30 protein-coding genes and 1 other RNA gene are annotated in these 24,823 nt (G+C 55.1%); 14 read left to right on the forward strand and 17 right to left on the reverse strand.

Annotated features, from left to right (window positions below; genetic code table 11):
- Window positions 1-77: 77 nt before the first annotated feature.
- Complete coding sequence (locus RHJ02_RS07900) at window positions 78-800, forward strand: Bax inhibitor-1 family protein (protein WP_206199702.1); 723 nt, start codon at window positions 78-80, stop codon at window positions 798-800.
- Here RHJ02_RS07900 and aroC read toward each other — a convergent pair.
- From aroC to rimI, 6 genes are all read right to left on the reverse strand, one after another.
- On the reverse strand, window positions 797-1,888 hold the full coding sequence (aroC, locus tag RHJ02_RS07905; RefSeq protein WP_206199703.1) for a chorismate synthase: 1,092 nt from the start codon (window positions 1,886-1,888) through the stop codon (window positions 797-799). The genes RHJ02_RS07900 and aroC overlap by 4 nt on opposite strands.
- 15 nt (window positions 1,889-1,903) lie before the next feature.
- A complete protein-coding gene (locus RHJ02_RS07910) occupies window positions 1,904-2,242 on the reverse strand; it encodes an iron-sulfur cluster assembly accessory protein (RefSeq protein WP_206199704.1) in 339 nt (112 codons plus the stop codon).
- 11 nt (window positions 2,243-2,253) lie between these two features.
- Window positions 2,254-3,192 (reverse strand): TIGR01777 family oxidoreductase, encoded by a 939-nt coding sequence (locus RHJ02_RS07915; RefSeq protein ID WP_310800103.1) that lies wholly within the window; start codon window positions 3,190-3,192, stop codon window positions 2,254-2,256.
- Between the two features lie 6 nt (window positions 3,193-3,198).
- Window positions 3,199-3,642 (reverse strand): ChuX/HutX family heme-like substrate-binding protein, encoded by a 444-nt coding sequence (locus RHJ02_RS07920; protein WP_310800104.1) that lies wholly within the window; start codon window positions 3,640-3,642, stop codon window positions 3,199-3,201.
- Window positions 3,643-3,722: 80 nt separating this feature from the next.
- Window positions 3,723-4,898, reverse strand: a complete 1,176-nt coding sequence (locus tag RHJ02_RS07925; protein WP_206199707.1) for a transaldolase — start codon at window positions 4,896-4,898, stop codon at window positions 3,723-3,725.
- Between the two features lie 99 nt (window positions 4,899-4,997).
- Window positions 4,998-5,540, reverse strand: coding sequence for a ribosomal protein S18-alanine N-acetyltransferase (rimI, locus tag RHJ02_RS07930; protein ID WP_310742865.1), 543 nt, complete (start codon window positions 5,538-5,540; stop codon window positions 4,998-5,000).
- A gap of 61 nt (window positions 5,541-5,601) precedes the next feature.
- Between rimI and RHJ02_RS07935 the strand changes: the two genes are divergently transcribed.
- The 6 genes from RHJ02_RS07935 (at window position 5,602) to ald (ending at window position 9,670) form a co-directional block, all read left to right on the forward strand.
- Window positions 5,602-5,979, forward strand: a complete 378-nt coding sequence (locus tag RHJ02_RS07935; protein WP_310445776.1) for a DUF2996 domain-containing protein — start codon at window positions 5,602-5,604, stop codon at window positions 5,977-5,979.
- Window positions 5,951-6,460, forward strand: coding sequence for a peroxiredoxin (locus RHJ02_RS07940; RefSeq protein ID WP_310742866.1), 510 nt, complete (start codon window positions 5,951-5,953; stop codon window positions 6,458-6,460). Before RHJ02_RS07935 ends, RHJ02_RS07940 begins: the two co-directional genes overlap by 29 nt.
- Window positions 6,461-6,558: 98 nt before the next feature.
- Entirely contained in the window at window positions 6,559-7,281 is a 723-nt protein-coding gene (locus RHJ02_RS07945) for a DUF928 domain-containing protein (RefSeq protein WP_206199709.1), read from the forward strand.
- Between the two features lie 7 nt (window positions 7,282-7,288).
- Window positions 7,289-7,653, forward strand: an RNA gene (gene rnpB / locus RHJ02_RS07950) — RNase P RNA component class A.
- Window positions 7,654-7,722: 69 nt separating this feature from the next.
- Entirely contained in the window at window positions 7,723-8,571 is an 849-nt protein-coding gene (gene pheA / locus RHJ02_RS07955; RefSeq protein WP_206199710.1) for a prephenate dehydratase, read from the forward strand.
- A gap of 7 nt (window positions 8,572-8,578) precedes the next feature.
- The gene (gene ald, locus RHJ02_RS07960) at window positions 8,579-9,670 is read left to right on the forward strand and encodes an alanine dehydrogenase (protein WP_206199711.1); all 1,092 of its coding nucleotides are present in this window, start codon (window positions 8,579-8,581) and stop codon (window positions 9,668-9,670) included.
- A 661-nt stretch (window positions 9,671-10,331) separates the two neighbouring features.
- On the opposite strand, the gene RHJ02_RS07965 is transcribed toward ald, so the two are convergent.
- Window positions 10,332-11,189, reverse strand: coding sequence for a phosphatidate cytidylyltransferase (locus RHJ02_RS07965; RefSeq protein ID WP_149821646.1), 858 nt, complete (start codon window positions 11,187-11,189; stop codon window positions 10,332-10,334).
- A 247-nt stretch (window positions 11,190-11,436) separates the two neighbouring features.
- Between RHJ02_RS07965 and RHJ02_RS07970 the strand changes: the two genes are divergently transcribed.
- A complete protein-coding gene (locus RHJ02_RS07970; RefSeq protein ID WP_206199712.1) occupies window positions 11,437-12,102 on the forward strand; it encodes a sigma-70 family RNA polymerase sigma factor in 666 nt (221 codons plus the stop codon).
- Between the two features lie 41 nt (window positions 12,103-12,143).
- Window positions 12,144-12,680 (forward strand): anti-sigma factor, encoded by a 537-nt coding sequence (locus RHJ02_RS07975; protein ID WP_225901533.1) that lies wholly within the window; start codon window positions 12,144-12,146, stop codon window positions 12,678-12,680.
- On the opposite strand, the gene RHJ02_RS07980 is transcribed toward RHJ02_RS07975, so the two are convergent.
- From RHJ02_RS07980 to RHJ02_RS08005, 6 genes are all read right to left on the reverse strand, one after another.
- A complete protein-coding gene (locus RHJ02_RS07980) occupies window positions 12,664-13,590 on the reverse strand; it encodes an NAD(P)H-dependent glycerol-3-phosphate dehydrogenase (protein WP_206199714.1) in 927 nt (308 codons plus the stop codon). The genes RHJ02_RS07975 and RHJ02_RS07980 overlap by 17 nt on opposite strands.
- A 12-nt stretch (window positions 13,591-13,602) precedes the next feature.
- Window positions 13,603-13,923, reverse strand: a complete 321-nt coding sequence (locus RHJ02_RS07985; RefSeq protein WP_310742869.1) for a hypothetical protein — start codon at window positions 13,921-13,923, stop codon at window positions 13,603-13,605.
- 99 nt (window positions 13,924-14,022) lie between these two features.
- Window positions 14,023-14,877 (reverse strand): DUF6671 family protein, encoded by an 855-nt coding sequence (locus RHJ02_RS07990; RefSeq protein ID WP_310800105.1) that lies wholly within the window; start codon window positions 14,875-14,877, stop codon window positions 14,023-14,025.
- Window positions 14,870-15,640 (reverse strand): ABC transporter ATP-binding protein, encoded by a 771-nt coding sequence (locus tag RHJ02_RS07995; protein WP_206199717.1) that lies wholly within the window; start codon window positions 15,638-15,640, stop codon window positions 14,870-14,872. Before RHJ02_RS07995 ends, RHJ02_RS07990 begins: the two co-directional genes overlap by 8 nt.
- Window positions 15,641-16,588 (reverse strand): serine hydrolase, encoded by a 948-nt coding sequence (locus tag RHJ02_RS08000; RefSeq protein ID WP_225901534.1) that lies wholly within the window; start codon window positions 16,586-16,588, stop codon window positions 15,641-15,643.
- A gap of 110 nt (window positions 16,589-16,698) precedes the next feature.
- Window positions 16,699-17,451: an RNA methyltransferase gene (locus RHJ02_RS08005; RefSeq protein ID WP_310800106.1), complete on the reverse strand. Its 753-nt coding sequence runs from the start codon at window positions 17,449-17,451 to the stop codon at window positions 16,699-16,701.
- A gap of 410 nt (window positions 17,452-17,861) precedes the next feature.
- Here RHJ02_RS08005 and RHJ02_RS08010 point away from each other — a divergent pair, with 410 nt between their 5' ends.
- Complete coding sequence (locus tag RHJ02_RS08010; RefSeq protein WP_206199720.1) at window positions 17,862-18,041, forward strand: hypothetical protein; 180 nt, start codon at window positions 17,862-17,864, stop codon at window positions 18,039-18,041.
- 1 nt (window position 18,042) lies between these two features.
- Here the strand turns inward: RHJ02_RS08010 and RHJ02_RS08015 are convergent, their stop codons facing one another.
- Together RHJ02_RS08015 and proB are read right to left on the reverse strand one after the other, a co-directional pair.
- Window positions 18,043-19,050 (reverse strand): GntR family transcriptional regulator, encoded by a 1,008-nt coding sequence (locus tag RHJ02_RS08015; RefSeq protein WP_190278210.1) that lies wholly within the window; start codon window positions 19,048-19,050, stop codon window positions 18,043-18,045.
- A gap of 166 nt (window positions 19,051-19,216) precedes the next feature.
- A complete protein-coding gene (proB, locus tag RHJ02_RS08020) occupies window positions 19,217-20,326 on the reverse strand; it encodes a glutamate 5-kinase (protein WP_206199721.1) in 1,110 nt (369 codons plus the stop codon).
- Between the two features lie 74 nt (window positions 20,327-20,400).
- Here proB and RHJ02_RS08025 point away from each other — a divergent pair, with 74 nt between their 5' ends.
- From RHJ02_RS08025 to RHJ02_RS08040, 4 genes are all read left to right on the forward strand, one after another.
- Complete coding sequence (locus RHJ02_RS08025) at window positions 20,401-21,204, forward strand: inositol monophosphatase family protein (protein WP_206199722.1); 804 nt, start codon at window positions 20,401-20,403, stop codon at window positions 21,202-21,204.
- A 52-nt stretch (window positions 21,205-21,256) separates the two neighbouring features.
- On the forward strand, window positions 21,257-21,706 hold the full coding sequence (locus tag RHJ02_RS08030; RefSeq protein ID WP_310800107.1) for a DUF29 domain-containing protein: 450 nt from the start codon (window positions 21,257-21,259) through the stop codon (window positions 21,704-21,706).
- A 16-nt stretch (window positions 21,707-21,722) separates the two neighbouring features.
- The gene (locus tag RHJ02_RS08035; RefSeq protein WP_206199724.1) at window positions 21,723-22,160 is read left to right on the forward strand and encodes a DUF29 domain-containing protein; all 438 of its coding nucleotides are present in this window, start codon (window positions 21,723-21,725) and stop codon (window positions 22,158-22,160) included.
- 71 nt (window positions 22,161-22,231) lie between these two features.
- Window positions 22,232-22,417 (forward strand): hypothetical protein, encoded by a 186-nt coding sequence (locus RHJ02_RS08040; RefSeq protein ID WP_011057956.1) that lies wholly within the window; start codon window positions 22,232-22,234, stop codon window positions 22,415-22,417.
- On the opposite strand, the gene RHJ02_RS08045 is transcribed toward RHJ02_RS08040, so the two are convergent.
- Together RHJ02_RS08045 and ggt are read right to left on the reverse strand one after the other, a co-directional pair.
- The gene (locus RHJ02_RS08045) at window positions 22,414-22,998 is read right to left on the reverse strand and encodes an L-threonylcarbamoyladenylate synthase (RefSeq protein WP_206199725.1); all 585 of its coding nucleotides are present in this window, start codon (window positions 22,996-22,998) and stop codon (window positions 22,414-22,416) included. The two genes, RHJ02_RS08040 and RHJ02_RS08045, sit on opposite strands and share 4 nt — an antisense overlap.
- A 9-nt stretch (window positions 22,999-23,007) precedes the next feature.
- Entirely contained in the window at window positions 23,008-24,735 is a 1,728-nt protein-coding gene (gene ggt, locus RHJ02_RS08050) for a gamma-glutamyltransferase (RefSeq protein ID WP_310742873.1), read from the reverse strand.
- Window positions 24,736-24,823 lie beyond the last annotated feature (88 nt).

Genomic DNA, 24,823 nt, shown 5'->3' on the forward strand with positions numbered 1-24,823 from the left:
GTGCCCTTGGGAATTTTGGCACAATAGAACTATGCCATCTGGCTGTGTTGTCTATTCACCACCCTTGGAGGATTCCCGTGAGTAGTACCAGTAATTTTCAAGAGGCGATTCGCGAGGCGCGTAGTAGCGCGATTGTAGGGCCTAATGTGATTCGCAATGCCCTGCCCTTTGTCGGTGGTGGCCTCGTCCTGACGGCGGTGGGTAGCTGGGGTGGCCTCGGCGTCATCAGCGCCGCACCTCAACTGTTCATGCCCACATTCATTGTTGCCATTATTGCTGAACTTGTCCTCTTTTTTGTGGCACAGGGAGCCGCTCGCAAAGGGAATAATGGGCTAGCCCTACCCCTGTTGGCCACCTACAGTTTGCTGTCGGGTTATACGCTCTCTGGATTGATTGCCCTTGCCCTCAGCACCGTGGGCATTATGGGGATCATCATTGCCGCTGGTGGCTGTGGCATTACCTTTATGGCCGCTAGTCCCATTGGTTCCAATCTGTCGGAACGTGATGGTTTTGCCCTTGCCAAAACGGTACAACTGGGGATTATTGCCCTGCTGGTGGTGCTCGTTCTCCAGTTAGTCTTCAGCTTCTTTGGTGTCTTTACACCCACGTTTCTGGAAATTGCGATTTCTGGCATTGGTGTCGTGCTCTTTGTGGGGGCTGCGGTGGTGGACTTCTTTGTGCTGCCCCGTACCTACCGCGATGATCAGTACCTCTCTGCTGCCCTTTCGATGTACCTGACCTACATCAACCTGTTTATCTTTATCCTGCGGTTACTGATTGCCCTCAATCGCAGTCGCTAAAACAGCAGATGACACTGGGCATGATCCCGGAGCAGATGGTCACAGAGAACGAGAGCTACCATTGCCTCGACCATCGGCACCGCTCGCGGTAACACACAGGGATCATGCCGCCCTTTTGCCGCTAGCATGGTTTCTTCACCCGCTTGGTTCACGGTTTTCTGGGCTTGACCAATGGTGGCGGTGGGCTTAAAAGCTACCCGCAAAATAATGTTTTCGCCATTGGAGATGCCCCCCTGAACCCCCCCAGAGCGATTGGTGCGGGTGCGAATTCTTCCCTGTTCATCGGTATAAAACTCGTCATTGTGCTCTTGACCCGTGAGCAGGGTACCGGCAAAGCCAGAACCAATTTCAAAGCCCTTACTGGCGGGCAGCGACATCACCCCCTTGGCAAGATCTGCTTCTAGTTTGTCAAAGACGGGGGAGCCTAGGCCGACAGGCACATTGCGAACCACGCACTCAATGACACCGCCAATGGAGTTGGCTTGCCGCCGCACCTCATCCACAAGGGCAATCATCTTTTCTGCGGTGGTGGCATCGGGACAGCGCATGATATTCGCCTCAACGGCAGCCGCTGCCACGGTATCAGGATCAACAACGGCTTCAATGTCCTTGACCCGCTTGACGTAGGCAATGATTTCGGTACCCGCGACTTGAGCCAGAATTTTGCGGGCGATCGCCCCCGCGGCCACACGCCCAATGGTTTCCCGTGCCGAGGCACGGCCCCCCCCTTGCCAGTTGCGAATCCCGTATTTGCCGTCATAGGTAGCATCTGCATGGGAGGGACGATAGACCCGTGCCATTTCGGCATAATCTTCGGGGCGAGTGTCCTTGTTGCGCACCAGAATCGCAATGGGCGTGCCGAGGGTTTTGCCCTCAAAGACACCGGAGAGAATTTCACAGCGATCGCTCTCTTGGCGAGGGGTCGTGAGCCGACTTTGGCCGGGGCGGCGGCGATCCAGTTCCTTTTGAATATCCGCTTCTGACAGTTCCAATCGGGGAGGGCAGCCATCCACAACCACCCCTACACCGCCCCCGTGGGATTCACCAAAGGTGGTGACGCGAAAGAGATGCCCAAACGTATTGCCCATAGTGATTTCTGAAACCTACGATCCGCTCACCCGAAAGGCCATGCCACAGCCACAGGTTTGACTGGCATTGGGATTGTGGAAGCGAAAAGCGCCCCCCATTAAGTCTTCGATGTAATCCACCCGCAACCCCCGCAACATCTCAGCCGCTTCCGCCGCGATCGCGATCGTCCAGCCTTGGGACTGGGTGAGCACATCCGTCGGCTCGGGTTCGGTCACAAGGGCAAGATCGTAGCGCCAGTCACCGCAGGTACTAGGTTGCACCTGAATCCGTAGAATGGCTGCTTGGCCTCGACTGACGCCATGGGCTTGGAGACGTTCCAACTCTTGAATGGCTGCGGGGGTCAATTCCACCATCTTGCACCAAACTAGCGGGAACCATCAGTATATCGTGGTTTGAGGAGGTTGGTGAGAGCTGCCTTGGCGTTGGGGTAGTCAAATTGAAATCCCGTAGCCAGCGTCCGCTCTGGCAAGACCCGCTGCCCCTTGAGCACCACATCGGCACCTTCCCCCAGCAGCAATTGGAGAACGGCGGCGGGCACAGACAACCAAGAGGGGCGCTGCATCACCTCTCCTAATACCCGGCAAAAGTCCGCCATCGTCAGTGGCTCTGGGGCGGTGGCATTGTAAACCCCCTGCATTCCCGCTTGATCCACTGCGGCCAGAATCAGGCGCACTAAATCCTGCTGATGGATCCACGAAAACCACTGCTGACCCGACCCAAGGAGCCCCCCTAGGTATAACTGAAAGGGCAATAGGAGCTTGGCCAGTGCCCCCTGCTCGCCGAGGACAATGCCAAAACGCAGAATCACGAACCGCACCCCTAAATCCGTTACCCCTTGGGCAGCCGCTTCCCAGTCCACACAGACCTTGGCCAGAAAATCATTTCCCGCTGCATGGGTTTCGACAAACGTTTCTGTATCGCTAGTGCCGTAGTAGCCAATGGCAGAGGTCGAGACCAATACCCGCGGGCGCTGTTGACATTGGGCGATCGCCCGCACCAACTGCTGTGTGCCGACAACCCGGCTATCGTAGATCTCCTGTTTGCGCTGCGCTGTCCAGCGACCATTGGCAAGGGGTTCTCCTGCCAAGTTAATTACTGCATCCGCCCCCTCAAGGGCAGCAAACCAGTCCCCAGCGGCTTTGGGGGTATAGCCCACCCATTCAACATGGGTCATGCCAGCGAATTGTTTGGCGGCTTTCGCCGGGGAGCGTACTAAGGCAACCACGTGATCGCCGCGATCGCTGAGGGCGCTGACGACCTGCTGCCCGACAAATCCAGTAGCACCGGTTACAACGACTCTCATAGATCCCTATCCATGGGTTGCGCTGGACGCTTTTGCCTCAAGGGCGGCCACCACGGGTTGCCACTCTGTACCGTAGCGTTCCCGCAGGGCGTGCCAAGCTGCCACTTGACCTGCGGCGTATTCACCGCGCTTACCCCACTGCAAAAAGGCACTGAGGACGGATTTCTCATTGGCATCGAGAAAGCGAATGGCGTAGGTAGGAAAGTTGCCCCGCTTGGCTTGCCCTTCCTCAAAGCGAATTTTGGCCACCTGATCCATATTCAAGTGAAACTCAAAGTCCTCCGTGTGCATATTGGCATAGCGCCCCTTGGGCAGTTCAGCATAGAAAACCTTGGTGAGGGGCGATCGCACCTCCAGAACGGCAGTTTCGTTTGTAACCACAAGGCGCAGTAGCCCCAATTGCTCACAATCCCTGAGAAATTGCTGAAAGGAGGGAGAAGTATCAGACATCGTTGGTGCATCAGCTATGAACGCTTCTTCCACTGTGACGCACAGAGGATGCTGATGCAAGACTGCCAAGTTGGTCTTTGTTATTTGGCCTTGGCCAAGTGCAGCACCACCCCCAAGCCTGCTCCCATGTCCTCCGGGGTCACCTTACCATCGTGGTTGGCATCGAGGGCATCAAACACTGCATCCGTTCCCAGCCACTCTTCGCGGGTAATAATGCCATCGCCATCGAGGTCATAGACATGGAAGAGTTCTTCTGCTGCATGGGTGAGGGTTTCCGCCCCTTCAAGGCGGGTCAGTCGCTGCGTCAAGAGATCCTCAAGGGTCTCCAGTGCCTTGGTGAAGCCCTTAATGCCCTCATCCAGTTTTTCACTGGCCATCTCATCAGCCGCGTGCATCTTGCGGAAGGTGGCTTCATCCATAGCGACTTTTTCAATGTCAAGGGTGGCAGCGATCGCCGGATCCAGTTTGCGTTTTAGCTCGCCACTGGTGTTTTGCAGCTCCTGTAGCAGTGCCGGTGAAATCGTCAGCAGATCACAACCCGCCAGTTCAATAATTTCGCCAATGTTGCGGAAGCTGGCGCCCATCACTTCCGTGGGGTAGCCGAATTTCTTGTAGTAGTTGTAGATTTTGGTGACGGAAATCACCCCTGGATCCTCAGGCCCTGGATACTCGGCACGACCTGTTTTTTTCTTGTACCAGTCGAGAATGCGCCCAACAAAGGGGGAAATCAATGTCACACCCGCCTCAGCACAGGCGATCGCCTGATGGAAGCCAAACAGTAGGGTTAAATTACAGTGAATGCCCTCTTTTTCGAGAATTTCGGCAGCGCGGATGCCTTCCCAGGTCGAGGCAATTTTAATCAGCACGCGATCGCGCCCCACGCCTGCGGCTTCGTATTGGCCAATCAACTCCCGCGCCTTTTGCACTGTAGCTTCTGTATCGTAGGAGAGCCGCGCATCTACTTCCGTTGAGACCCGACCGGGGATAATTTGCAAAATTTTCAAGCCAAAGGCCACCGCCAAGCGATCCACAGCAAGGGAGACAATCTCACGGGGAGTAGCACCAGACCCCAAATCAGCTTTGGCTTTGCGCAGGGTTTCATCCACAATGGGCTGGTACTCCTTCATTTGGGCAGCAGCCGTAATCAACGAGGGATTGGTGGTGGCATCACGGGGGGTGAATTTTTCGATGGCGAGGATGTCTCCCGTATCGGCGACCACAACTGTCATTTGTCGCAACTGTTCCAGCAAGTTCATGGGACAAGTCTCCCAAACGTGTCCCTTTCATTATCGTTCGCCAGCCCAAGGGTCGGGGAAAGCGCCGTAACAAAGCGCAATATGTCACCCCTCGGCTCTCTAGGTGTCATCGATGAGCGACCAACCTTGCGCCTCAACCCGCGATCGCCAGTGCTGCCAGTGCCGCTCAAGTTCCTGCCCCATTTCGGGAGTATTGAGGTGATTGCGCCAAAGAATCAGGGCATCCTCTGGGGGGTTCTCGTAGTAGTGGGGACGCCGTCCGACCAGTTCAAAGCCAAAGCGCTGATAGAGTTGTTGGGCGGCTGCATTGCTGGCGCGTACTTCCAACGTTGCCCACTGGCGATCGCCCCCTTGATGCCCCAGTTGCAAGAGCCGACATAGGAGTAACCCTGCTAACCCCTGCCGCCGGTACTGCGGATGCACCATCAACAGCACCAGGTGCAATTCATCGGCAATCCCCCAGCTCACGCCACAGCCCCACACCCCATCAAGGGTGGCCACCACCAGCAGCGTATGTTGCGGATTCTCCAACTCACGGGCATAGCCTTGGTGCGACCAAAAGCCCCCCAGACACACCTGATCCAGTTGAACGATGCTATCTAAATCCTTAATCGTTGGGCGTCGTAATTCTAATTGCCCCATGGCCGTTGCCTGCAAGGGAGAGTGCTATCATGCAGAGGAAATGGTACCCTATAGCAGCGCTATGGCAGAAGAGACGCCCACCCAAGCCCCCAAAAAAGAAAAGCCCCCCGCCATTGAGGATAAACCCTTTGCTGAGTTTATTAATGAGGCTTTTTTGCCTGCTCTCCAGAACGCCCTCAGCGCCAAAGTGGGGGATGTGAGTCTGCGCCTAGAGGAGAATACCGTGATGGGTGAGTGGGGCAAGGGAATGTATCAGTTTCGCCTCTACTTCCTAGAGGGGGATATCCAAGGGCCGAAGGCTTTTGTCTGTAGCAGCGGTGGCATTGCCCCCAGCACCATTGAGCCATTTTTGGGGGATGAGCGTAAAGTAACGCTTGATCTACTGGTCTTTGGGGTGATGCAGCGCCTGAATGGCCAAAAGTGGTTGGGAGGCAATTAGCGAGAGTATGGCCACAGCAATTCAAGTGGGCGATCGCGCCCCTGATTTTGAACTCACGGCTGCCAATGGCCGCAAGGTGAAGCTCTCCGACTTTCGTGGCAAAAAGAACGTTGTCCTCTACTTTTACCCCGCCTCAGAAACCCCCGGCTGCACGATTCAAGCCTGTGCCTTTCGCGATGCCTACAGTGTTTTCCAAGAACTGGGCGCTGAAGTGATTGGCATTAGTGGCGACCCCGTGGAGCGGCAGCAGGGCTTCCAGAAAAATCACCAACTCCCCTTTCTCGTCCTCAGTGATCCCGGCAACAAGGTTCGCCAGCAGTATGGTGCCTCTTCGCTCTTTGGTCTCTTTCCGGGGCGAGTCACCTATGTCATTGATCAAGAGGGTGTGGTGCGCTACGTTTTTGACTCTATGCTCAACTTCAAAGCCCACGTAGATGAGGCGCTCAAGATTTTGCGGCAGTTGGCCAGTGCCACTGCCTAGAGCAAGCGATCGCAATCACACCCCAACGGTAAGCGAGTTCACTGCCAAGGCCGACTCCCTAGGGCTAGGGTAGAGCTATTCTTCTTAGGAGTTTGGCCATGCGTTCCTACCTTGCCCTTGTACCTGCGGTGCCCCTCTTTCTGTTGTCCCTTGGTTCTCTCAGCCTTGCTCAGGGAACGACGCCTGTGGTGAGCCAGCCTTCCAGTCTTGTGGCGCGACTGCGGGCGAATCTGCCGAACCGTGGTGTTCCCGGTAGTCGCTTTGGGGGGGCAACCCGTGGAGCCTGTGTTAGCGGCAGTGAACGTTTAACCGCCTTACTCCCTGATACCCACCTTGGCCAAACGGCTGTGGCGACACCAACCCTCTTTGTTTTTGTGCCCAAGAGCAAAGCCACGCAGGGGGAAGTGGTGATTGCTGATGCTGAGCATCGTCCCCTAGCAACAATGGTGGTGGATCTACCCGCTGAACCGGGGATTCTGGCACTGAAGCCCAATGTGCAACTCCAACCCGGCCAAGACTACCGCTGGACCTTTACCCTACTGTGTGGTGCTGATGCCGATGATCCCTCCGCCTTTATCTCTGTCAGTGGCGTGATTTCGCGGGTGCAGCCGGCCACGGATTTGGCAAAGCAACTTCAGGGCAAGAGTGGGGGCGATCGCCTTGGGGCAGCAGTTGATGCAGGCCTTTGGTACGAAACCTTGGCGATTTTGGCCGAGCTGCAAGGGAATGAAGCCACACGGAACCTAGCCCGCAGTGAATGGGTCGCCGTATTATCTGCCGTTGGTCTAGGGAGTATTGCCCAAGCGCCCCTAGTACAATAAAACTGAATGAGTTAGCGTGGTGGTTGCGGGAGTCTCTCACTCCTGAGGAAAGTCCGGGCTTCCGAAAGACCAAGCTTGCTGGGTAACGCCCAGTGCGGGTGACCGCGAGGATAGTGCCACAGAAATATACCGCCGATGGAGGGAAACCTCACAGGCAAGGGTGCAACGGTGCGGTAAGAGCGCACCAGCAACATCGAGAGGTGTTGGCTCGGTAAACCCCGGCTGGAAGCAAGGTGTGCTAGCGCTAAGGAACTAGGGTTGGTCTTTTCCCCAGTTCTTTGCTAGCCAGAGCCGCTAGAGGCACTTGGTAACAAGTGTCCCAGATAGATAACCACCCTTTGAACAGAACCCGGCTTACGTCTAACTCATTCATTAGACCCTTTTGCAAATCCCTTGTGAGGATGTGTCCTTGAGTCTTTGCCCCCCTTGTCTGGATCTTCTATGGTGAAGCTGGGTTATCTTGGCCCAGTGGGCACCTACAGTGAAGAAGCCGCTCAAAGCTACGCCCAATGGCAACAGGGAGAACCCCTGACGCTGATTCCTTTGACGACGATCGCTGGCTGTTTGGAGGCGTTGGCCGCCGGCGAGTTGGATTTGGCGCTAGTCCCCAGTGAAAATTCCGTTGAGGGCAGTGTCAACATTACCCTTGATTCACTATGGCGACTGGATACGCTGCACATTCAGTACGCCTTTATCCGCCCCATTGTCCATGCCTTCATTGCCCAAACCACAGATTTCGCCCAAATTCAAGCGGTCTATTCCCATCCCCAAGCTCTCGGGCAGTGCCAGCGCTGGTTACAAGCCCATCTTTCCCATGCTCGCCAATGTCCGGTGACCTCCACCGCCGAAGGGCTGCAATACGTGGCTCAATCCGATCGGGTGGCGGCGATCGCCTCCGTGCGAGCCGCCCAACTCCATCAACTACCCATTGTCGCCACCGAAATTCAGGATATTCCCGACAATTGCACGCGGTTTTGGGTGGTGAGTCGCCAACAGGGGGACGGCTGGCCCCAGCCGGGGGATACCCACACTTCCATTGCCTTTAGCCTGAAGGCCAATGCCCCCGGTGCCCTGCTCAAGGTGCTGCAACTCTTTAGCGATCGCCAGATTAACCTCAGCCGCATTGAATCGCGCCCCAGCAAACGTGCTTTGGGGGATTATCTCTTCTTTGTTGACTTAGAGGTGAATGGTCGCCCTGATGTGGTGGCTGATTGTCTCCTGGCGCTTAAGGACGCTACAGATGTCTTGAAAGTCTTTGGTAGTTATCAATTTCTAGACCTCGGAGAATAGGTTGGCCATGCGTATCGGTGTCCCCAAAGAAATGAAGGATCAAGAATTCCGCGTCGGTCTGACGCCAGCAGGGGTGCAAAGTCTGCGGGAGCGCGGTCATGAGGTTCTCATTGAAAGTGGCGCGGGGGTGGGTTCAGGCTTTCTCGATGAGGCCTATGTTGCCGCAGGGGCCCAAATTGTGGCCACGGCCCAAGCGGCGTGGGATGCCCAACTGGTGGTCAAAGTCAAGGAACCCTTGCCCTCGGAGTATCGCTATTTGCGTTCTGGCCAACTGCTCTTTACCTACTTGCACCTTGCCGCTAGTCGGGAGCTGACGGTGGCTCTGTTGGAATCGGGGATTACCGCGATCGCCTATGAAAGTGTTGAAGAAACGCATCATCACCAACGCAGCTTCCCGCTGCTAACCCCCATGAGCATGATTGCCGGTCGCTTGGCAGTGCAGTTTGGTGCCCGCTTCCTAGAGCGTACCCAAGGGGGGCGGGGAGTGCTCCTCAGTGGCATTCCGGGGGTGCGGCCGGGGCGGGTTGTCATTTTAGGGGGCGGTGTCGTCGGCACAGAGGCGGCGCGGATGGCTGTGGGTTTGGGGGCACAGGTGAGCATTCTCGATATTAATGTCGAGCGTCTCAAGTACCTAGAAACCCTCTTTGGCGCCCGGGTGGAGTACCTCTACAGCAGTTCTCACCTCATTGCTGAGCTATTGCCCCAAGCGGACTTAGTGATTGGTGCTGTCCTTGTGCCGGGTCAGCGTCCTCCCTGTTTGGTGCCCAAGTCCCTTGTGCAAACGATGCGCCCCGGCGCTGTGATCATTGATGTGGCCGTGGATCAAGGGGGCTGTGTGGAAACGCTGCGACCCACGACCCATTCCAACCCCACCTATACCGCCTTTGGTGTGGTTCACTATGGCGTGCCGAATATGCCGGGAGCTGTGCCTTGGACAGCCACCCAAGCCCTGACGAATAGCACCTTGCCCTATATTCTTTGCCTCGCCGATCATGGCGATCGCGCCCTCGAACTCTCCCCTGCCCTTGCCAAGGGTCTAGTGGTCAAGCAGCACCATTTAGTCCATCCTGATGTGCGGGTTGTCTTTCCTGATCTTTAGGCCGACGATCAAGTACCTCTGGACAGGCTGAGCCCCGTTCTCATTGACGCTCATCCCGCTAAGGCTAGGCGTATAGCAGGAGATTCCCCGTTCACAGCATCTCTACGAAAAACCTAGGCCATGCTAGTTGAAGTCCGTCCGAGGTGGAGAGAAAGTATTCCAGGCCAACATCGAGGCCAACCACCCGCTTCAAGACTTGCTGCAATGCTTGGGCGTTAACCGACGCTAAATCAGGGTTGGTCTGCTTTGCTTGGGTTAATCCTTGGCACTGCACGTTGAAGCTGGGGTAGGGGGCATCCGCTGGGATGATGTACTCGCTAGGCACAGAGCAGGCATTGACTGGACATTTGCGCGCAGCAATCCAGTCTTTGCGCTCCCTCAGCGCATCATTTCAAACTTGGCGACACACGTCTAGATCGTAGTCGATCTGCTTAGCCTGCTGCTGGGTTAGTTTTAGTTTGTACTCGTACGTCAGGGTGATCATGAGTGGACTATAGCTATCAGTCGCACCCGATGTTCGGTGCTAGCTCAATATATCCAGCAACAAGCTGAGATTGAGTGACTGCTCCCTATGGTCGCCCGCCGCCTCACCACTACCTAACCGCTTTGCGGTATAGACGGAGCACTGCGGCGAATTTTGGTAGATTGAATGGCAAGAAACTCATTGACACAAGGGCAATAGTAACGTCACAAAGTAAAACACAAGGGGTGCCGTAAAAACATAGCTATCGGCGCGATCCAAAATGCCGCCATGCCCGGGAATCAACTGGCCAGAATCTTTGACGCCGGCATCCCGTTTCATCATTGACTCCGTTAAGTCCCCCAATAGACTGGCAATGCCAATCATGAGGCCAAACATTGCACCCAAAAGCCAAGGGAGTGGCCAGCCGAGGGAATGTGCTCCCCAAAGGGCGACGCCTAAACTCCCTAAAACGCCAAACACTGCCCCTTCTACGGTTTTCTTGGGACTGATGTGGGAAAGCCGTGTCCGGCCAAAGAGCTTACCAACAGCATAGGCACCAATATCTGCCGCCCAAATACAGACAAAGGCCAAGAGGGTTACCTGCAACCCCAAGGGCAAAGCGGTGAGTTGAAACTGCTCTGGCCAAAATCCTCCCAAAGGTAATGTTGCCTGTTGCTCCAATCCCCGCAAGCGCACCCAATAGCTTGGCAAATAGCCGCCGTAAAATAGCCCCATGATTGAAGTGGAAATGTCGGCGATCGAGGCCAGCTTGGGTTGAAATAGCAAGTAGAAGCAAATGAAGGTACCTGCGACGGGAAAGACAGCATCCGCAAGGTCTGGACGCAGCAGTGAGGTGATCAGGAGCACTTGACTCACCACGAGGGTGGTTTTAGCCGCCGGCGCACTCCCTTTGGCACGGGCTAATTCAAAGTATTCCAGTTGACCCAGATAAATCAGTGCCCCAATGCCCAGACAAAAATACCAACCGCCTAGAAAGGTCATCAGCAGCGCGAGAGCGATCGCGACAAGTCCACTGGCAATGCGGATCCAGAGCATGGTGGTGAGGGGCGGTGATAAGGGGTTACATTGAGCCGCGCGTTGAGTATTTGCGTAGCGCGTCCAAAGAACGATCGCCGCTACAATAAAAAGTTTAATCTAAATTCACCAACGTTAAGGAAACATTAACAGACTCGCAGCCAAAACAGGATGCATGGCAATGTCCTTGGCAAGCTATAACGGATCAGGGAACATCATGGGGGCAAGGGCGTCATGAAAAGCGATTGGTCTGAGGTCGATTGTATCCATGACATCCAGTCTTCCCCTTGCTTGGACGCGTGTTGAGGAGACCAGTGCTCGGGTGACGCTGCCGCTGACAAAACTTACACCCCAAGAGTTGGTTGTCCGCTGTCAAGCCGGCAGAACCCCAGATCGTGCTGCCTTTACTGAATTGTTGCGGCGATACCAATCCCATGTGGAGCGAATTATCTATCACCTCGCGCCCGACTGGGACGATCGCGCCGACCTTGTGCAAGAAGTCTGGATTCGGGTCTATCGCAACATTCACAAACTCCAAGACGCCAGCAAATTTCGGGGTTGGCTCAGCCGCATTGCCACCAACTTGTTTTACGATGAGTTGCGCAAACGCAAACGCCATCAACCGCCCCTGTCGCTGGATGCACCCCTGAAAACCCAAGAGGGTGAAATGAGCTGGGAACTTGCCGCCAGTGATGCCAGTCCCGATGACCGGTTGCGTACGGATGAATTCTATGATCAATTACGGCGGGCGATCGCCAACCTACCGGCAACCTTTCGGACAACGATTGTTCTGCGGGAAATTGAAGGCCTCTCCTACGAAGAAATTGCCCAAATCACTGGGGTTTCCCTCGGAACCGTGAAATCGCGAATCGCCCGTGCCCGACAGCGACTCCAACTAGAACTCCAACCCCACCTCGATCTCCCTTCAACCTGATGCGAATCACCCCTACCCTTTTCCTGCAAGGACAGACCCCTATGATGGACGAACTGGATCACTGCAAACGCGATACCTTTGAACTCCTGAGCGCCTACCTCGATGGTGAAGTGACGGCTGCAGAACGGCAACAGGTGGAAGCATGGCTGGCCACTGACCCCGAAGGCCAACGCCTCTATCAGCGACTCCTGACCCTCAAGCAACAGATGCAAGAACTGCCCGTACCCTTGACCCCCTGTCCAGCGGATCGTTTGGCCGCTGAAGTGATTGCTAAGGCCCATCGCCCCCGTCGTATTTGGGTCTTAGGGAGTGCAGGAGCAACCCTAGCGGCATCCTTCGTGGCAATGCTGACGGGTCTAATTCCCAATCCCTTCTCCAGTCTGCCTGTGGCTATCACCAGTCCTGCCGGCATTGAGCCAGCGGTATCTCCTCTACCGATTGAGCCAACGGCAGTTGGTTTGATGCTCAGTCTTGACCGTCCCCCTGTGGCCATTCCCGTCAGTGAAACGGCTCCTGCGGCGCTGCCGGCACCTTGGGCAAGTTCACAGCCAAGGACTGAAGCTACTGACCAGGAATAATCTCCGGCTTGAAGGGACGCTCCAAAAGACAGTTGAGGGCAGCTTGGGGAGTGAGATGGCCACTAAGAACGGCATTCACCATCGCCGTAATCGGGATATCTAACTGGTGCTGCTGGGCATAGGTGCAGAGCACGCGAGCAGTGTTCACCCCTTCAGCCGTCCCCTTGGTCAGCGCTAGGGCTTGGGAGAGGGATTGACCCTGGGCAAGATGCCACCCCACTTGATAGTTGCGACTTAGGGCGCTGGTACAGGTGGCGAGGAGATCCCCTAACCCTGAAAGGCCGTAGAAAGTTTCCACTTGTCCGCCCCAGTGGGTACCCACCCGCACCATTTCCACCAGTCCTCGGGTAATCAGGGCAGAGCGGGCATTGACGCCAAGACCCAGACCATCATTGACGCCACAGGCGATCGCAATCACATTTTTGAAGATGCCCCCCATTTCCACACCCCGCCGATCCTCATTGCTATAGAGGCGAAAGGTGGTACTGCCCAAACAGTCTTGCACTGGCTTGGTGGCTGCTGGCTTTCCCCCCACCACTGCCGCTGCCGGTAGTCCCTGTTGAATTTCACCGGCCAAGTTGGGGCCAGAAAGAACGACGAGATCGTGATGCGGGCAGTAGGTTTGCCAAATATCCGCTGCTGTGGCAAAGGTTTCTGCTTCTAAACCCTTGGTGGCACTGACAAGGATGGTGTCTAGGGGGGGCTTGAGGGCGGCCACTTGGGCAGCGACTTCCCGTACCGCTTTGATGGGGAGAGCCGAAACCAATAAGTGAATCTCTTGGAAAAGAGCAGCCGAGAGTGCCCCCTGCGATCGCCCCCAGCAGGAGACCCTGCAGCCCTGTTGCTCAAATAGGTATGCCAGTGTTTGTCCCCAATGACCTAAGCCCAAAATCAATACCCTTGGGGACATACCATCCCCGTCCTAGGGCGTAACCGTTAGATTTTGAAATTGTTGCTGCTGTCGTTTGCGAAAGGCCTCTGCTTCAGCATTAAGATTTTCCATTTGATCCGCCACTACTTCGTTGGGATCGCGACCATCGATCAAACGCAGGCGATTCATCAGTCCGGGCACGGAAAAGTTGCCATTCTGGGGATTAAGAATACTTCCCAAATCATTGGCATTGCCGTTTTGTTGCCAGCCTTCCATTGGGTTATTCGTGTTTGCAGTCTGGGCAAGCGCCATACCCCCGAGATTGAGAGTGAGTGCAGCAAGGGCAAGACTGGTGAGATAGCGAGGTGTCATGGGTCACTCCTCAAAACATGCGCTAGGAATGCAGACGATAGGATGGCTTAATCGGTGCCGAGGGCTGTACAAGGGATTATACCAAGTCTTTGTCCTTGCCTAGGGGTTGCAGAAGTAGCATTGACTGGGATCGGCAACGGCTTCAGGAACTGGCACTGTGAGTTGGTGCAAACAGCGTTGACAGCGGTAACGGCTGGCTTTGATGGCGCTGGTGGGTGCGCCACACCGTTCACAGGGTAGCCCCGGCAGTTTCTCACGAGCCACAAACCCCGGCCAACCACACTGAGGACAGCCCTGAGCCATTGCTTGAACGAGGTCAGCAGCCGCTTGAGCAATCACCTGCATGCGCGTCGGGTTCATGTGGGCCCGCATATCGGTTTCAAGGTGAATGGTGGGGCAATCGGTTTCCAAGGTGGCGATCGCCCTTTGCAACTGTTCCTCGCTTTGAATCCCTTTGAAAATTGGCGTATTGGGTAGAGGATCCGCCTGCGCCATTGCAATCAAACCATGGGATGGAAAGCCCACCCGTGCGCCAAAGGCCAAGGCCTCTTCAAGATGACTCACGGTGGCATGGTTAAAGTTGGTTTCTAGGGAGAGCACCTCCCCCCGCAAGACAAGGTCATGGCGGCGATCCACAAGCAGGATGAGTTCGCGATCGCTCGGAAGCATCGGAAATTGCGGATGAGGGCCAAAGCTCCCCTCACTGGCAACCACTAAGTCTGCCTCCGTTTGTGTCAGCACCGCTTCTGCCTTGGCGAGAGCTGCCTCCTCTTGGGTGCCACAGCGGGGAATTTCACGGCTAAACGTCCCAAAGCGATCGCTATCAAAATCCGAGGCCACAACCACCGTTACCCCTAGACGCGCCAGCACCGGGGCGATCGCCTGCTCTTTGCCATGCTTGGTGGCAAGAATGGCTGTTCGTCCTTGGAAATAGGAATCCGTCGCCTTAAACATCACCGCCGAGGTATGCCTCAATCACCTTGGGATCATTTTTAACCGTCAGGGGATCCCCTAAAGCAATGAGTTGACCAAAGTCCAATACTGCCAAGCGATCGCACAAACTCATCACCAAGGGCACATGGTGCTCAATGAGAATCACCGTCAGGTCAAAGGTCTCCTTGAGGCGGCGAATTAACTCACAGAGGTCTTGCTTTTCCTTGGGGTTCATACCCGCAGCCGGTTCATCTAACAAGAGCAGGCGGGGTTGCAGTGCCAAGGCACGCGCCAGTTCAAGGCGGCGTTGTTCACCATAGGGTAAGTTGCCTGCCCGCTCGTGGCGCCGCTCATAGAGATTCACCCAGTAGAGGAGTTCCTTGGCGCGGTTTTCCAAGCGCTCCTGAACATACCGTACGGGCGCTGCTCCCCAGAGGTTTGCCCAAAAACCGGCAGAGGCATGGAGATGCTGTCCCATGCGCACATTCTCCCAAACACTCATCTCTGGAAAGAGGCGAATATTTTGAAAGGTGCGAGCAATGCCCAACCCAGCAATCTGGTGGGGCTTAAGCAGGTGCAGGGGCTGCTGCTGAAACTGAATTTCTCCTGAGGTGAGAGGAATTAACCCCGTCAGCAGGTTAAAAAGGGTGGTTTTACCAGCGCCATTGGGGCCAATAATGCCAAAAATCTCCCCCGTTGCCACGCTAAAGGACACGCAATCAACCGCCTTGAGGCCGCCAAAGTAGCGGCACACATTCTCTAAGGTCAGGAGTGGCTGCGACATCTAGGGCTGAGAAGGGGGAAGTTTCTCGAAGGCTTGGTAGGCCATGCGCGAGACTTGGCGAATGAGTTCACTACCTCGGGGATCATTGTAGGGGCGTTTCACCATCATTGCTGCCACATAGCGTTGGCCATTGGGCATATCCACCATGCCCGCATCTCCCACCACAATACCAATATCGCCAGTTTTGTGGGCAATCGTAGCCCCTTTGCCAAGGCCAGCGGGCAAGAGGGTATTAGTGACCGTGCGCCGCATAATGTCCAGCAGGCGATCGCGACTACGGGGGGAGACAATTTCCCCCTGACCAATTTTCAGCATCAGCGTTGCCAAGTCGCGGGGGCTAGTGGTGTTGGTGCCCTTCATATCCGGTAGCAGATTGTTGATCACTGTATTTTCTAAGCCCCATTCCTGAAACTGTTGGTTGAGCACGGCTGCGCCCCCAAGGCGATCAATAATCATATTCGTTGCCGTGTTGTCGCTAATGGTAATCATTAAATCGGCCACCTCAAGGGCAGGATACTGGGAATTGGGCTTTTGATACTGCAGCGTACCGGCCTCAGGGGCAATCAGATCCGGACGCATGGTGAGGCGTTCATGGAGCGTGACTCGTCCCTCATCCACCGCCTTGAAAAAGGCAACAAGGATGGGAAATTTAATCGTAGAGGCCGCTGGAAAGACCGCATCGCCGCCTACATTCAGAGATGCCCCGGAGTCGAGGTTAAAAAAGTACAGCCCCGCCGTCAGATTGGGTTGACGGCTCACCAGTTGTTGAATTTGCTGTTGCAGAGTGGGGAGGGGACGTTCTGGGGGCAAGTTGGGGGTTGGTGTTTCAGGAGCGATCGCCTGACTGGCCGTGGTCTCTAGGGACAGTTTTTCAGGCTGCAACACCGACAGCAGTGTGCCGACTATGGTGGCAAGGGCAACCACACTGACGCCAAAGCGAAAAGTCATTAAGAACAAATTGGGACGGGGAGGCGTTGGGCTAGGAAGCGGTGACGGATGAGACAGTGAGGAAAGCGTAGAGGACGAAACCATTGAACGCGACTGAGCAACCATGCCATTTACTGTAGAGGGAAGGTGTCCGAAGCAATCGTGGCTGCGTGCTGAATCGCCCACTCCACCTGACGAACCATGCCCCGCAACAGCGCCACTTCGGCATCCGTGGGGTAGGCACGCCCGAGGAGCGATCGCACCTTGGCCATACGACTAGCAGCGGTATGGGGATACAAAAAACCAATCTGGAGCAGCACCTCCTCTAAATGGTCATAAAACCCCTGCAACCGCTCAAAGGGGACGGCAGACCCTTGGGGAAAAGTTCCCGCACTGTCGCAGGCCGTCAACCACAACTCATAGCAGCATACGGCAACAGCTTGCGCCAGATTCAAAGATGGATAAGCATTAGCCGTAGGAATCTGCACCAAACCATGGGCACACTCCAATTCTGCATTCGTGAGTCCCCGATCCTCGCGACCAAAGACCAGTGCCGACTGCGGGACAGCCAACAGTTGCGGTGCCGCCTGACGCGGTGTCCACAGAGGTAACGCCAAATCCGCCACATCTCGCCCCACCGTGGCAAAGACCCGCTGACAATCCGCCAGTGCCGTTGCGAGGGAGTCCGTCATTCTGGCTTGCTGGAGCACATCCTCTGCATGAACCGCCCAGCGACGGGCTAGCTCTCCCTTGGGATCACAGCGGGGACTGACAATCCACAACTGCTGTAACCCCATATTTTTCATCACACGGGCAATGCTGCCGACATTGATCTCCCCTTGGGGTTCAACGAGCACAATGCGTACCGAAGGCAGGGTATCCACGCTTGCTGGCTGAGCCAAAATAAAAAAATAATTAACATTTTCTAGATGATTTTAGAAGACTTCTTTAATCTTTCTCAAGTCCTTACAAATTCAGGACTTTGCTGCATATTTCATAAAATTTAATAACTGTAACACGCTGAGTACGGTTCTTAGCGCAATCAGTAAAATTGGAAATAACTTTTTAGGTGTGACCCCTACTCGCAAACCGCGTTCCCTTGCTTAGGAAGTTCTCCAGAGATTTCCTAGGTACAGCTCTGTTCTAAAACATGGGGGACACAAAGGGGGCTTCTCTCCTATAGAGACTTTCACCGTTTTAACTGTGTTCCATCCCTGTGAAGAGGGCTGGGTTTTGGGCTGGCAGCAGGGGTCTTGACTTATGTGGTGTGGTTCTGTCAATGAGGAGTTAACTCATGTGGCGTTTTATGAGCTTGCATTGGCCAAAACTCAGTGCCGTCGGCATCCTGTACTGTGGTCTAGCCGCTGGCTTAGGTTATCTTACGAACCTACAACTGGATGCAATGCACAATCAAGCAAAAAATCAAGCCATCACCGTGCAATTGTCCCATAGCCTGAATGACCTCAATCCCTGAGTCAAGAGGCTTTAGCTTCGAGGGGGAGATCCTCCGTCAGACCAATTTCCCGTTTCAGCAGCTCAACCGACTGTGGATCAATGTAGCTTTCGCAGCAAATGAGACGGGGGATGCGAATCAACTCATGACGGGCCGCCGCAATAGCTGCTTTGACCCGTTCCCCACTGGCGCGATCGCTAATGATCGTGTGGGCACGGTGCACCAAGGCATTGAGCTTATAGCTATCGTTGGCTTGAGCCGTCACCAAGAGTAGCTCATCCCCTCGCAAACTGTGGATCATCACCTCGGCCACACCGAGGGTACCGGAACTCAGGCTCACCAACCCCAAGCAGGAGCCTTTTGGCAATTGTCGCACCACTTCCAGTTCCCGCTGGTAGTTGTAGATGTCGATGAAAAATACTCGCACGTCCTTATCGCGGGTAATCGCTTCCGTCATGCTGGCAAAATAGCGCACGGTAACGACAGTTGCAGAGGTATCGCCATCAAGGACGGTTTCTAAGTCTTCAAGAAAAATCAGCTCGACGGGAATTGGCAGCAGTTGTTGCAGTTCCTGAACAATCAGTTCGCCAGCCCCTTGATCGTGGCGGGGCACCGTCACCAAAACCCTCACTCCGGCTTTCTGGCGGGCATCAATCTCGGCAAGGAATAACTCGCGAATTTGACTCAGGGAATAGCCCATTTCGAGGAGGGTATCGACACTTTCTTGAACAATGCGGTGTACAGGCACAACAGCGGGTCGGCGTTGGCGAGGACGGGTTTCCTCTTGGCCGAGGGCACGCACATAGATGCCCGACCCCACTTGGGGCACGACTAAACCAGCAGCTTCAAGGCGTTCGTAAACTTTGCTGATCGTGTTGCGGTGCAATCCAGTTTGCATGGCGAGCTGCCGCGTACTGGGCAAGCGATACCCCGGCGGAAATTGCCGTGCAGCGATCGCAAAACTAATTTGGTTAAAGAGCTGAGTTGAAGCAGGAATTTCGCTATCTGGTTGGATGTGGAATTGAACCATACGTGTCCTTTCGCCCATCAGGTACTGTCCTAGAGGGATACGCCCTCCTTGGTGTGACTATGCCAGATGCAAAACCTACCCCCAATCGCTGCATAAACCGTCACAGTTAGTGAGTAATTTTACCGCACTTGCTACCGATCGTTCTTTTTGGGGCGATAAAGCACGGTTACAGGGTCACCACCAAGTTGTCGCGGTGGACAATCGTATCGGCAGCGGCATAGCCGAGGATCTTGGCTAGTTCGCTGGACTGTTGCCCCTGCACACGCCGGATTTCTTCACTGTTGTAGTTGACAAGGCCACGGGCAATTTCAGTGCCTGCGGGGTCACAGAGCTTAACAGCATCTTGGGCTTGAAACTCCCCTGCAACACGGGTGATGCCTGCTGCTAAGAGGGACTTGCCACCCACAGTAATGGCCTTAACGGCACCCTCATCGAGCCACAACTCGCCTTTGGGAATGAGGGCACGGGCAATCCAGCGTTTGCGGGCATTGATGGTTTTGGGACGGGGTTCAAAGTGGGTGCCCAAGGGCTCACCCGCAAGAATTTTTAGCAGGTTGGTGGGCGATCGCCCATCGGTAATGACAGTGCGTACGCCGGCTTCGGTGGCAATCTCGGCAGCCCGAATTTTGGTGGCCATGCCCCCGGTGCCCCAAGGGGAGCCAGCAGCACCAATTTGAATCGTTTGGGCTAACTCGGCTAAGGAGACCACCCGCTCAATGGGAACGGCTGTTTTATCAATGCGCGGGTCCGCTGAGTAGAGGCGATCGACATCCGTGAGCAAAAATAACCAATCGGCTTCCACAAGGCTCGCCACAAGGGCTGAGAGAGTATCATTGTCGCCAAACTTGAGTTCATCCACCGCCACCGTATCGTTTTCATTGACAATGGGGATGACGCCCAGTTCAAACAGCGCTTGGAACGTGTTGTAGATATTCAGGTAGCTCTGGCGATCGACAAAATTTTGCCGCGTCACGAGGATTTGGGCAATCGGCTGGCGCAGGACTGAAAAAAGATCATCGTACATGCGCATTAGGTGTCCCTGCCCCACTGCTGCCACTGCTTGTTTTTGGGCTAATTGTTGGGGACGCTCTGTTAAGCCCAAGCGCACAGCACCCACGCCCACCGCCCCAGAGGAGACGAGTACCACGCGATCGCCCCGCCGTTGACAGTGACACAAGACCTCCACCAGTTGGGCAATGGTGGCCAAGGCTAGATTTCCTTCTTTACCCCCCGTTAAGCTCGATGTGCCAATTTTGACGACCAGTGTTTGTGCCATGGGGAGTCGGGACGGATATTGACCAGTGGGTATAGGATCAGACGTGCTCATTGTATCGCGGTGGGAGACAGCCAATGAACTCAGGGTTTTGGTCTGAGGTGCTGCAAACCTGTCAACAGATTCAACAGGTGGTTGCCCCCCGTTTGCTGGAGTGGGCAGGGCAATCCCCCAGCGATCGCAAAGCCGATGGCAGCCTTGTTACCCGCGCCGACCTTTGGGCCGATCAGAAAATCACCGCGATGCTGCAAGAGCGCTTTCCCCACCATGGCTGCCTGAGTGAAGAGGGCAACCATACCTACGGTGGTGAACAGTGGTGTTGGATCATTGATCCGATTGATGGCACGACTAACTATAGTCATGGTCTGCCCATTTGGTGTATTGCCCTCAGTCTGCTCTACCAAGGCACACCCGTATTTGGCTATGTGCACGTTCCCGGCTTGCAGCAGACGTTTTATGGCTTCTATCAAGCCCCTGACCATGCCAACGGTGCCTATTTGAATGAGAAACCCATTCGCGTCAAGGTCAGTGAGCCAACGTTGCAGACGTTTTTTAGTCTTTGTGCCCGCAGTACTGATGTGCTCAAGCGCTCCTTCCCCTGCAAAATTCGCATGTTGGGATCCGCCAGTTACAACTTGCTGACCGTTGCTGCGGGTTATACGCTCGGTGCTGTGGAGCGCACACCTCGCATTTGGGATGTTGCCCCCGCTTGGCCAATTGTCCATGCCGCTGGTGCCCACTGGCAATGGTTAGACCCGCCAGAACCGTGGCAGAGAATGTTTCCCATTCAGCCGGGGCAGGAAGCCGGGAGTCGTATCTTTCATACACTGGTGAGTGCCAGTCCCAGCTTGGGGCAATTTTTTGCAGCGTACATTATCTAAAATGCGTACATTATCTAAAATGCAGCTTGAGGGGATCAGCTCATCAAAAATCATGCAAAGCAATCTTTATGAAAGCGACTTTTATGCTTGGACCCTAGAGCAGGCGAAGTTGCTCAAGGGAGGCGACTTTGGCCATCTTGATATTGCCCACCTAGTAGAGGAAATCGAAGCCTTGGCACGGCAGCAGCGGCAAGAACTAAAAAACCGCCTCGGTGTTTTGATTGGGCATTTGCTGAAGTGGGAGTACCAGCCAGAAAGACGCAGTAAAAGTTGGCGAGTCACGATTCAGATGCAACGACGCGAGATTAAGGATTTATTGGAGGAAAATCCTAGCCTTCAGTCTTATCTAACGAAGGCGATCGCCAAAGCCTATTTGGCAGGACTAGACTTAGTGTGCTTGGAAACGCCCCTAGACTATCCAGATTTACCCCCAACCTGTCCCTATACCCTAGAACAATTGCTCGACCCAGACTTCCCGCGAGATTTGTATCCCACGGAATAGTTCACCATCAAAGGCCATGACCTCTCCTCTGTATGACACGGACTTTTATGCCTGGACCCTAGAGCAGGCGAAGTTGCTCAAGGCAGGCGACTTTGGCCATCTTGATATTGCCCACCTAGTAGAGGAAATCGAAGCCTTGGGACGGCAGGAGCGTCGGGAGCTAGAAAATCGCCTCGGGATTCTCATTGGACATCTCCTGAAGTGGGACTATCAGCCACAAAAACGCAGTAAAAGCTGGCGAGCAGCCATTCGCGAACAACGGCGAGCTGTGCAGAGACTGATCCATCAAAACCCCAGCCTAGAACCCTACTTACCCCAGGCGATTGCTGAGGCCTATGAATCTGGCAAAGATTTAGTGGTGCGTGAAACCCCCTTGGACTACTCAGATCTCCCTGAAACCTGCCCCTATACACTGGGGCAACTCTTTGATCCCGACTTTCCTGCCACGAAGTAAAAAACTTCAGCGTTCTGAAGCATACTCATGGCATCAAGGCTATACTGGCAGTGACGACGTGGAGTCGCAGTATGGATACAGCCCAAATTAAAGCTCTAGTGGAAAAAGCCCTAGAAGATAAAATTCTTACCCTCGAAGAGCATGGCCAAATTATTGACGCAGTGCTTTCCGATGGCCAAATTTCCGAAGAAGAGGAAAAAATTTTACAGGAACTCCTCGAACGGGTCGCCTCTGGGGAAATTGATTCCCAGTATTAGGGTGTTTTCATCTGCACTCGCCCTTGGCGCAGGACGTGCCATTCCCCCGATTGCCATTGCACGACGGTTGAAGGTTCTGGGGGGGTAGGGGGTAACTGCCACGGGTGGAGCGTCAGCACTTGGGGAAACTCACGGGCGATCGCCCCCCATTCAATGAGTGGCGGCTGACCTGAACGGTTAATACTGGTGGTGGCCAATGGTCCTGTTTGCTCGAGGAGGGCTTGGGCAGGCGGCCAATCGGGAACCCGCAAGCCAATCGTGCCTGTACCTAGGGGGTTCAAACCCGCAGGAAGTTCAGCAGCGGGCAACACCAAGGTCACGGCTCCCGGCCAATAACGCGCCGCCATAGCAGACCACTGCTCCCATTCAGCAGCACTACCGCGCACAAAGGGCCAGAGTTGCTCAGGATTGGCGCCCATGAGGATCAAGGGTTTAGACGGTTGGCGCTCCTTGGCAGCATAGATCAATTCCCCGCGATCGCACCGACTGGCCAAGGCGGGCACCGTATCGGTGGGAAAACTAATCAACCAATTGCCCGCTCGCACTGCGGCGACTAAGGCAGCCATACTCACCTGTGCCATATTTCTCCTCTACCAACCCATGGCAGCACCTTCCCCCCGCGGATCGGCTGCCCCTTCCAATTGTCCCTGATCCAAAACGCGAATTAAGCTGGCATTTCCCCAAGGGCGGCTTTGTTCTACCCGATAGCCCCACTGTTGCCACGCTTGAATCCAAGAACTTGGAATCGTTGGCTCGACAAAGAGGGTATCCGGTGCCCACTGCTGATGAATGCGGGGACGGGCAACGGCGGTGGCGGCATCCTGCCCTAAATCAACGACGTTCAGAAACAGTTGCAGCACGGTGGTAATAATGCGACTGCCGCCGGGGGAGCCTAAAACCATATTGGGGCGATTATCCTTGAGGACAATTGTTGGACTCATGCTCGAAAGGGGACGCTTGCCGGGTTCGATGCCATTGGCAAGGGGGGCGTTTTCTGATTGAATACCAACCACACCAAAGAGGTTGGGTTGATTGGGGGCAATGGCAAAATCATCCATTTCATTGTTGAGGAGAATCCCCGTTTGCGGCACCACCACACCCGCCCCAAAGGGACCATTGATCGTAAAGGTTAGGCTAACAGCATTTCTTTGGGCATCGACAACATTCAGGTGACTGGTGTTGTCTGACTCTGCAAGTTGAATTGGGGTTGCGGCACTCACAGCACGTTGGGGACGGGCACGACGGGGAAGAATTTCAGTGACCCGCTGTTGGGCATAGCGAGGATGGGTGAGGGCCGTGACCGGCACCGGCACAAAGTCACTGTCCCCGAGGTAACGGGCGCGATCGGCGTAGGCAATTTGCATGATGCTGGCTAGGTAGTGACCGCGATCGCTGGGGGTAGAAGCAGGGGGCAACAGTTGCCAGAGGTTGAGCATTTGCACAAGGGCCACACCACCAGCAGAGGGGGGTGGCATCGAACAGATCTGAAACGCACGATAGGTGCCACAAATTGGCTCTCGCCAAACGGGGGTATAGGTTCGTAAATCCTCTAGGGTGATCTTGCCCCCTTGCTGTGCCATAAACTCGGCAATCGCTCTGGCAATCCAACCCTCATAAAAGCTGCGGGGATCACGGGCGATCGCCCCCAAGGTTTTTGCTAGCTCCGGCTGTTGAATCACCGTGCCCAAGGGGGGAACTTGGCCATCCCTGAGGAAAATGCGCGCGGCGGTAGCATCGTGCTGCAGAACGGCTTGGCGCATCGTTGCCCACTGCTGATAACGTGGGGTAACCGCAAACCCCTGTTGGGCAGCCTGAATGGCGGGTGCCACCACCTGCGACCAAGGCAGTTGACCATAGTGCTGGTGCAAAGCGGCTAAGCCAGCAACGGTGCCGGGGGTGCCTGCGGCCAAGACCCCATCCAAACTGGCGCGGGGAATCACCTCTCCCTTCGCGTTGAGATACATCGTTGGTGTCGCTTGCAGGGGGGCACGCTCCCGAAAATCAAGGGCACGCAGGGTTTGAGATTGGGCGTGATACACAAGGACAAAGCCACCGCCACCAATCCCAGCGGCATAGGGTTCAACGACGGCGATCATGAATGCGGTTGCCACGGCTGCATCCACGGCATTGCCCCCTGCCTTGAGGATATCTCTTCCTACGTTTGCTGCTGCGAGTTGAGCTGCTGTCACCATTCCCCGCTGGCTAATCGTTTGAGCTGGGGCGGGTGGGGCGGCAAAAAATGTTACCGCTAGGACAATAGCGAGGAAGGGCGATCGCCCCCATTGCTCAACCTTCCCTAGAGTGAATCCTTGCCCCATGATTGATTTGGCTCAAAACTGCTGCGGAACCCCAGCCTGTAAAATACACGAAGAGAGCAGTATTGCAAACGTCCTCAACCGCCAAGGT

Source organism: Thermosynechococcus sp. TG215 (assembly GCF_031583455.1).
Classification (GTDB): Bacteria; Cyanobacteriota; Cyanobacteriia; order Thermosynechococcales; family Thermosynechococcaceae; genus Thermosynechococcus.

Bases quoted from the DNA above. Each gene is read 5' to 3' on its own strand.
- RHJ02_RS08015 (WP_190278210.1), bottom strand. From the start codon at position 19,050: ATGGTTCAATTCCACATCCAACCAGATAGCGAAATTCCTGCTTCAACT.
- RHJ02_RS08035 (WP_206199724.1), top strand. From the start codon at position 21,723: ATGACCTCTCCTCTGTATGACACGGACTTTTATGCCTGGACCCTAGAG.
- RHJ02_RS07935 (WP_310445776.1), top strand. From the start codon at position 5,602: ATGGCAGAAGAGACGCCCACCCAAGCCCCCAAAAAAGAAAAGCCCCCC.
- RHJ02_RS07970 (WP_206199712.1), top strand. From the start codon at position 11,437: ATGACATCCAGTCTTCCCCTTGCTTGGACGCGTGTTGAGGAGACCAGT.
- RHJ02_RS08045 (WP_206199725.1), bottom strand. From the start codon at position 22,998: ATGGCACAGGTGAGTATGGCTGCCTTAGTCGCCGCAGTGCGAGCGGGC.
- RHJ02_RS07985 (WP_310742869.1), bottom strand. From the start codon at position 13,923: ATGACACCTCGCTATCTCACCAGTCTTGCCCTTGCTGCACTCACTCTC.
- RHJ02_RS08000 (WP_225901534.1), bottom strand. From the start codon at position 16,588: ATGACTTTTCGCTTTGGCGTCAGTGTGGTTGCCCTTGCCACCATAGTC.
- aroC (WP_206199703.1), bottom strand. From the start codon at position 1,888: ATGGGCAATACGTTTGGGCATCTCTTTCGCGTCACCACCTTTGGTGAA.
- ggt (WP_310742873.1), bottom strand. From the start codon at position 24,735: ATGGGGCAAGGATTCACTCTAGGGAAGGTTGAGCAATGGGGGCGATCG.
- RHJ02_RS07940 (WP_310742866.1), top strand. From the start codon at position 5,951: ATGGCCAAAAGTGGTTGGGAGGCAATTAGCGAGAGTATGGCCACAGCA.
- RHJ02_RS07975 (WP_225901533.1), top strand. From the start codon at position 12,144: ATGATGGACGAACTGGATCACTGCAAACGCGATACCTTTGAACTCCTG.
- RHJ02_RS08025 (WP_206199722.1), top strand. From the start codon at position 20,401: ATGAACTCAGGGTTTTGGTCTGAGGTGCTGCAAACCTGTCAACAGATT.
- ald (WP_206199711.1), top strand. From the start codon at position 8,579: ATGCGTATCGGTGTCCCCAAAGAAATGAAGGATCAAGAATTCCGCGTC.
- RHJ02_RS07945 (WP_206199709.1), top strand. From the start codon at position 6,559: ATGCGTTCCTACCTTGCCCTTGTACCTGCGGTGCCCCTCTTTCTGTTG.
- RHJ02_RS07990 (WP_310800105.1), bottom strand. From the start codon at position 14,877: ATGTTTAAGGCGACGGATTCCTATTTCCAAGGACGAACAGCCATTCTT.
- RHJ02_RS07995 (WP_206199717.1), bottom strand. From the start codon at position 15,640: ATGTCGCAGCCACTCCTGACCTTAGAGAATGTGTGCCGCTACTTTGGC.
- RHJ02_RS07920 (WP_310800104.1), bottom strand. From the start codon at position 3,642: ATGTCTGATACTTCTCCCTCCTTTCAGCAATTTCTCAGGGATTGTGAG.
- RHJ02_RS07980 (WP_206199714.1), bottom strand. From the start codon at position 13,590: ATGTCCCCAAGGGTATTGATTTTGGGCTTAGGTCATTGGGGACAAACA.
- RHJ02_RS07910 (WP_206199704.1), bottom strand. From the start codon at position 2,242: ATGGTGGAATTGACCCCCGCAGCCATTCAAGAGTTGGAACGTCTCCAA.
- RHJ02_RS07925 (WP_206199707.1), bottom strand. From the start codon at position 4,898: ATGAACTTGCTGGAACAGTTGCGACAAATGACAGTTGTGGTCGCCGAT.
- RHJ02_RS08040 (WP_011057956.1), top strand. From the start codon at position 22,232: ATGGATACAGCCCAAATTAAAGCTCTAGTGGAAAAAGCCCTAGAAGAT.
- RHJ02_RS08010 (WP_206199720.1), top strand. From the start codon at position 17,862: ATGTGGCGTTTTATGAGCTTGCATTGGCCAAAACTCAGTGCCGTCGGC.
- proB (WP_206199721.1), bottom strand. From the start codon at position 20,326: ATGGCACAAACACTGGTCGTCAAAATTGGCACATCGAGCTTAACGGGG.
- rimI (WP_310742865.1), bottom strand. From the start codon at position 5,540: ATGGGGCAATTAGAATTACGACGCCCAACGATTAAGGATTTAGATAGC.
- RHJ02_RS07915 (WP_310800103.1), bottom strand. From the start codon at position 3,192: ATGAGAGTCGTTGTAACCGGTGCTACTGGATTTGTCGGGCAGCAGGTC.
- RHJ02_RS08030 (WP_310800107.1), top strand. From the start codon at position 21,257: ATGCAAAGCAATCTTTATGAAAGCGACTTTTATGCTTGGACCCTAGAG.
- pheA (WP_206199710.1), top strand. From the start codon at position 7,723: ATGGTGAAGCTGGGTTATCTTGGCCCAGTGGGCACCTACAGTGAAGAA.
- RHJ02_RS07965 (WP_149821646.1), bottom strand. From the start codon at position 11,189: ATGCTCTGGATCCGCATTGCCAGTGGACTTGTCGCGATCGCTCTCGCG.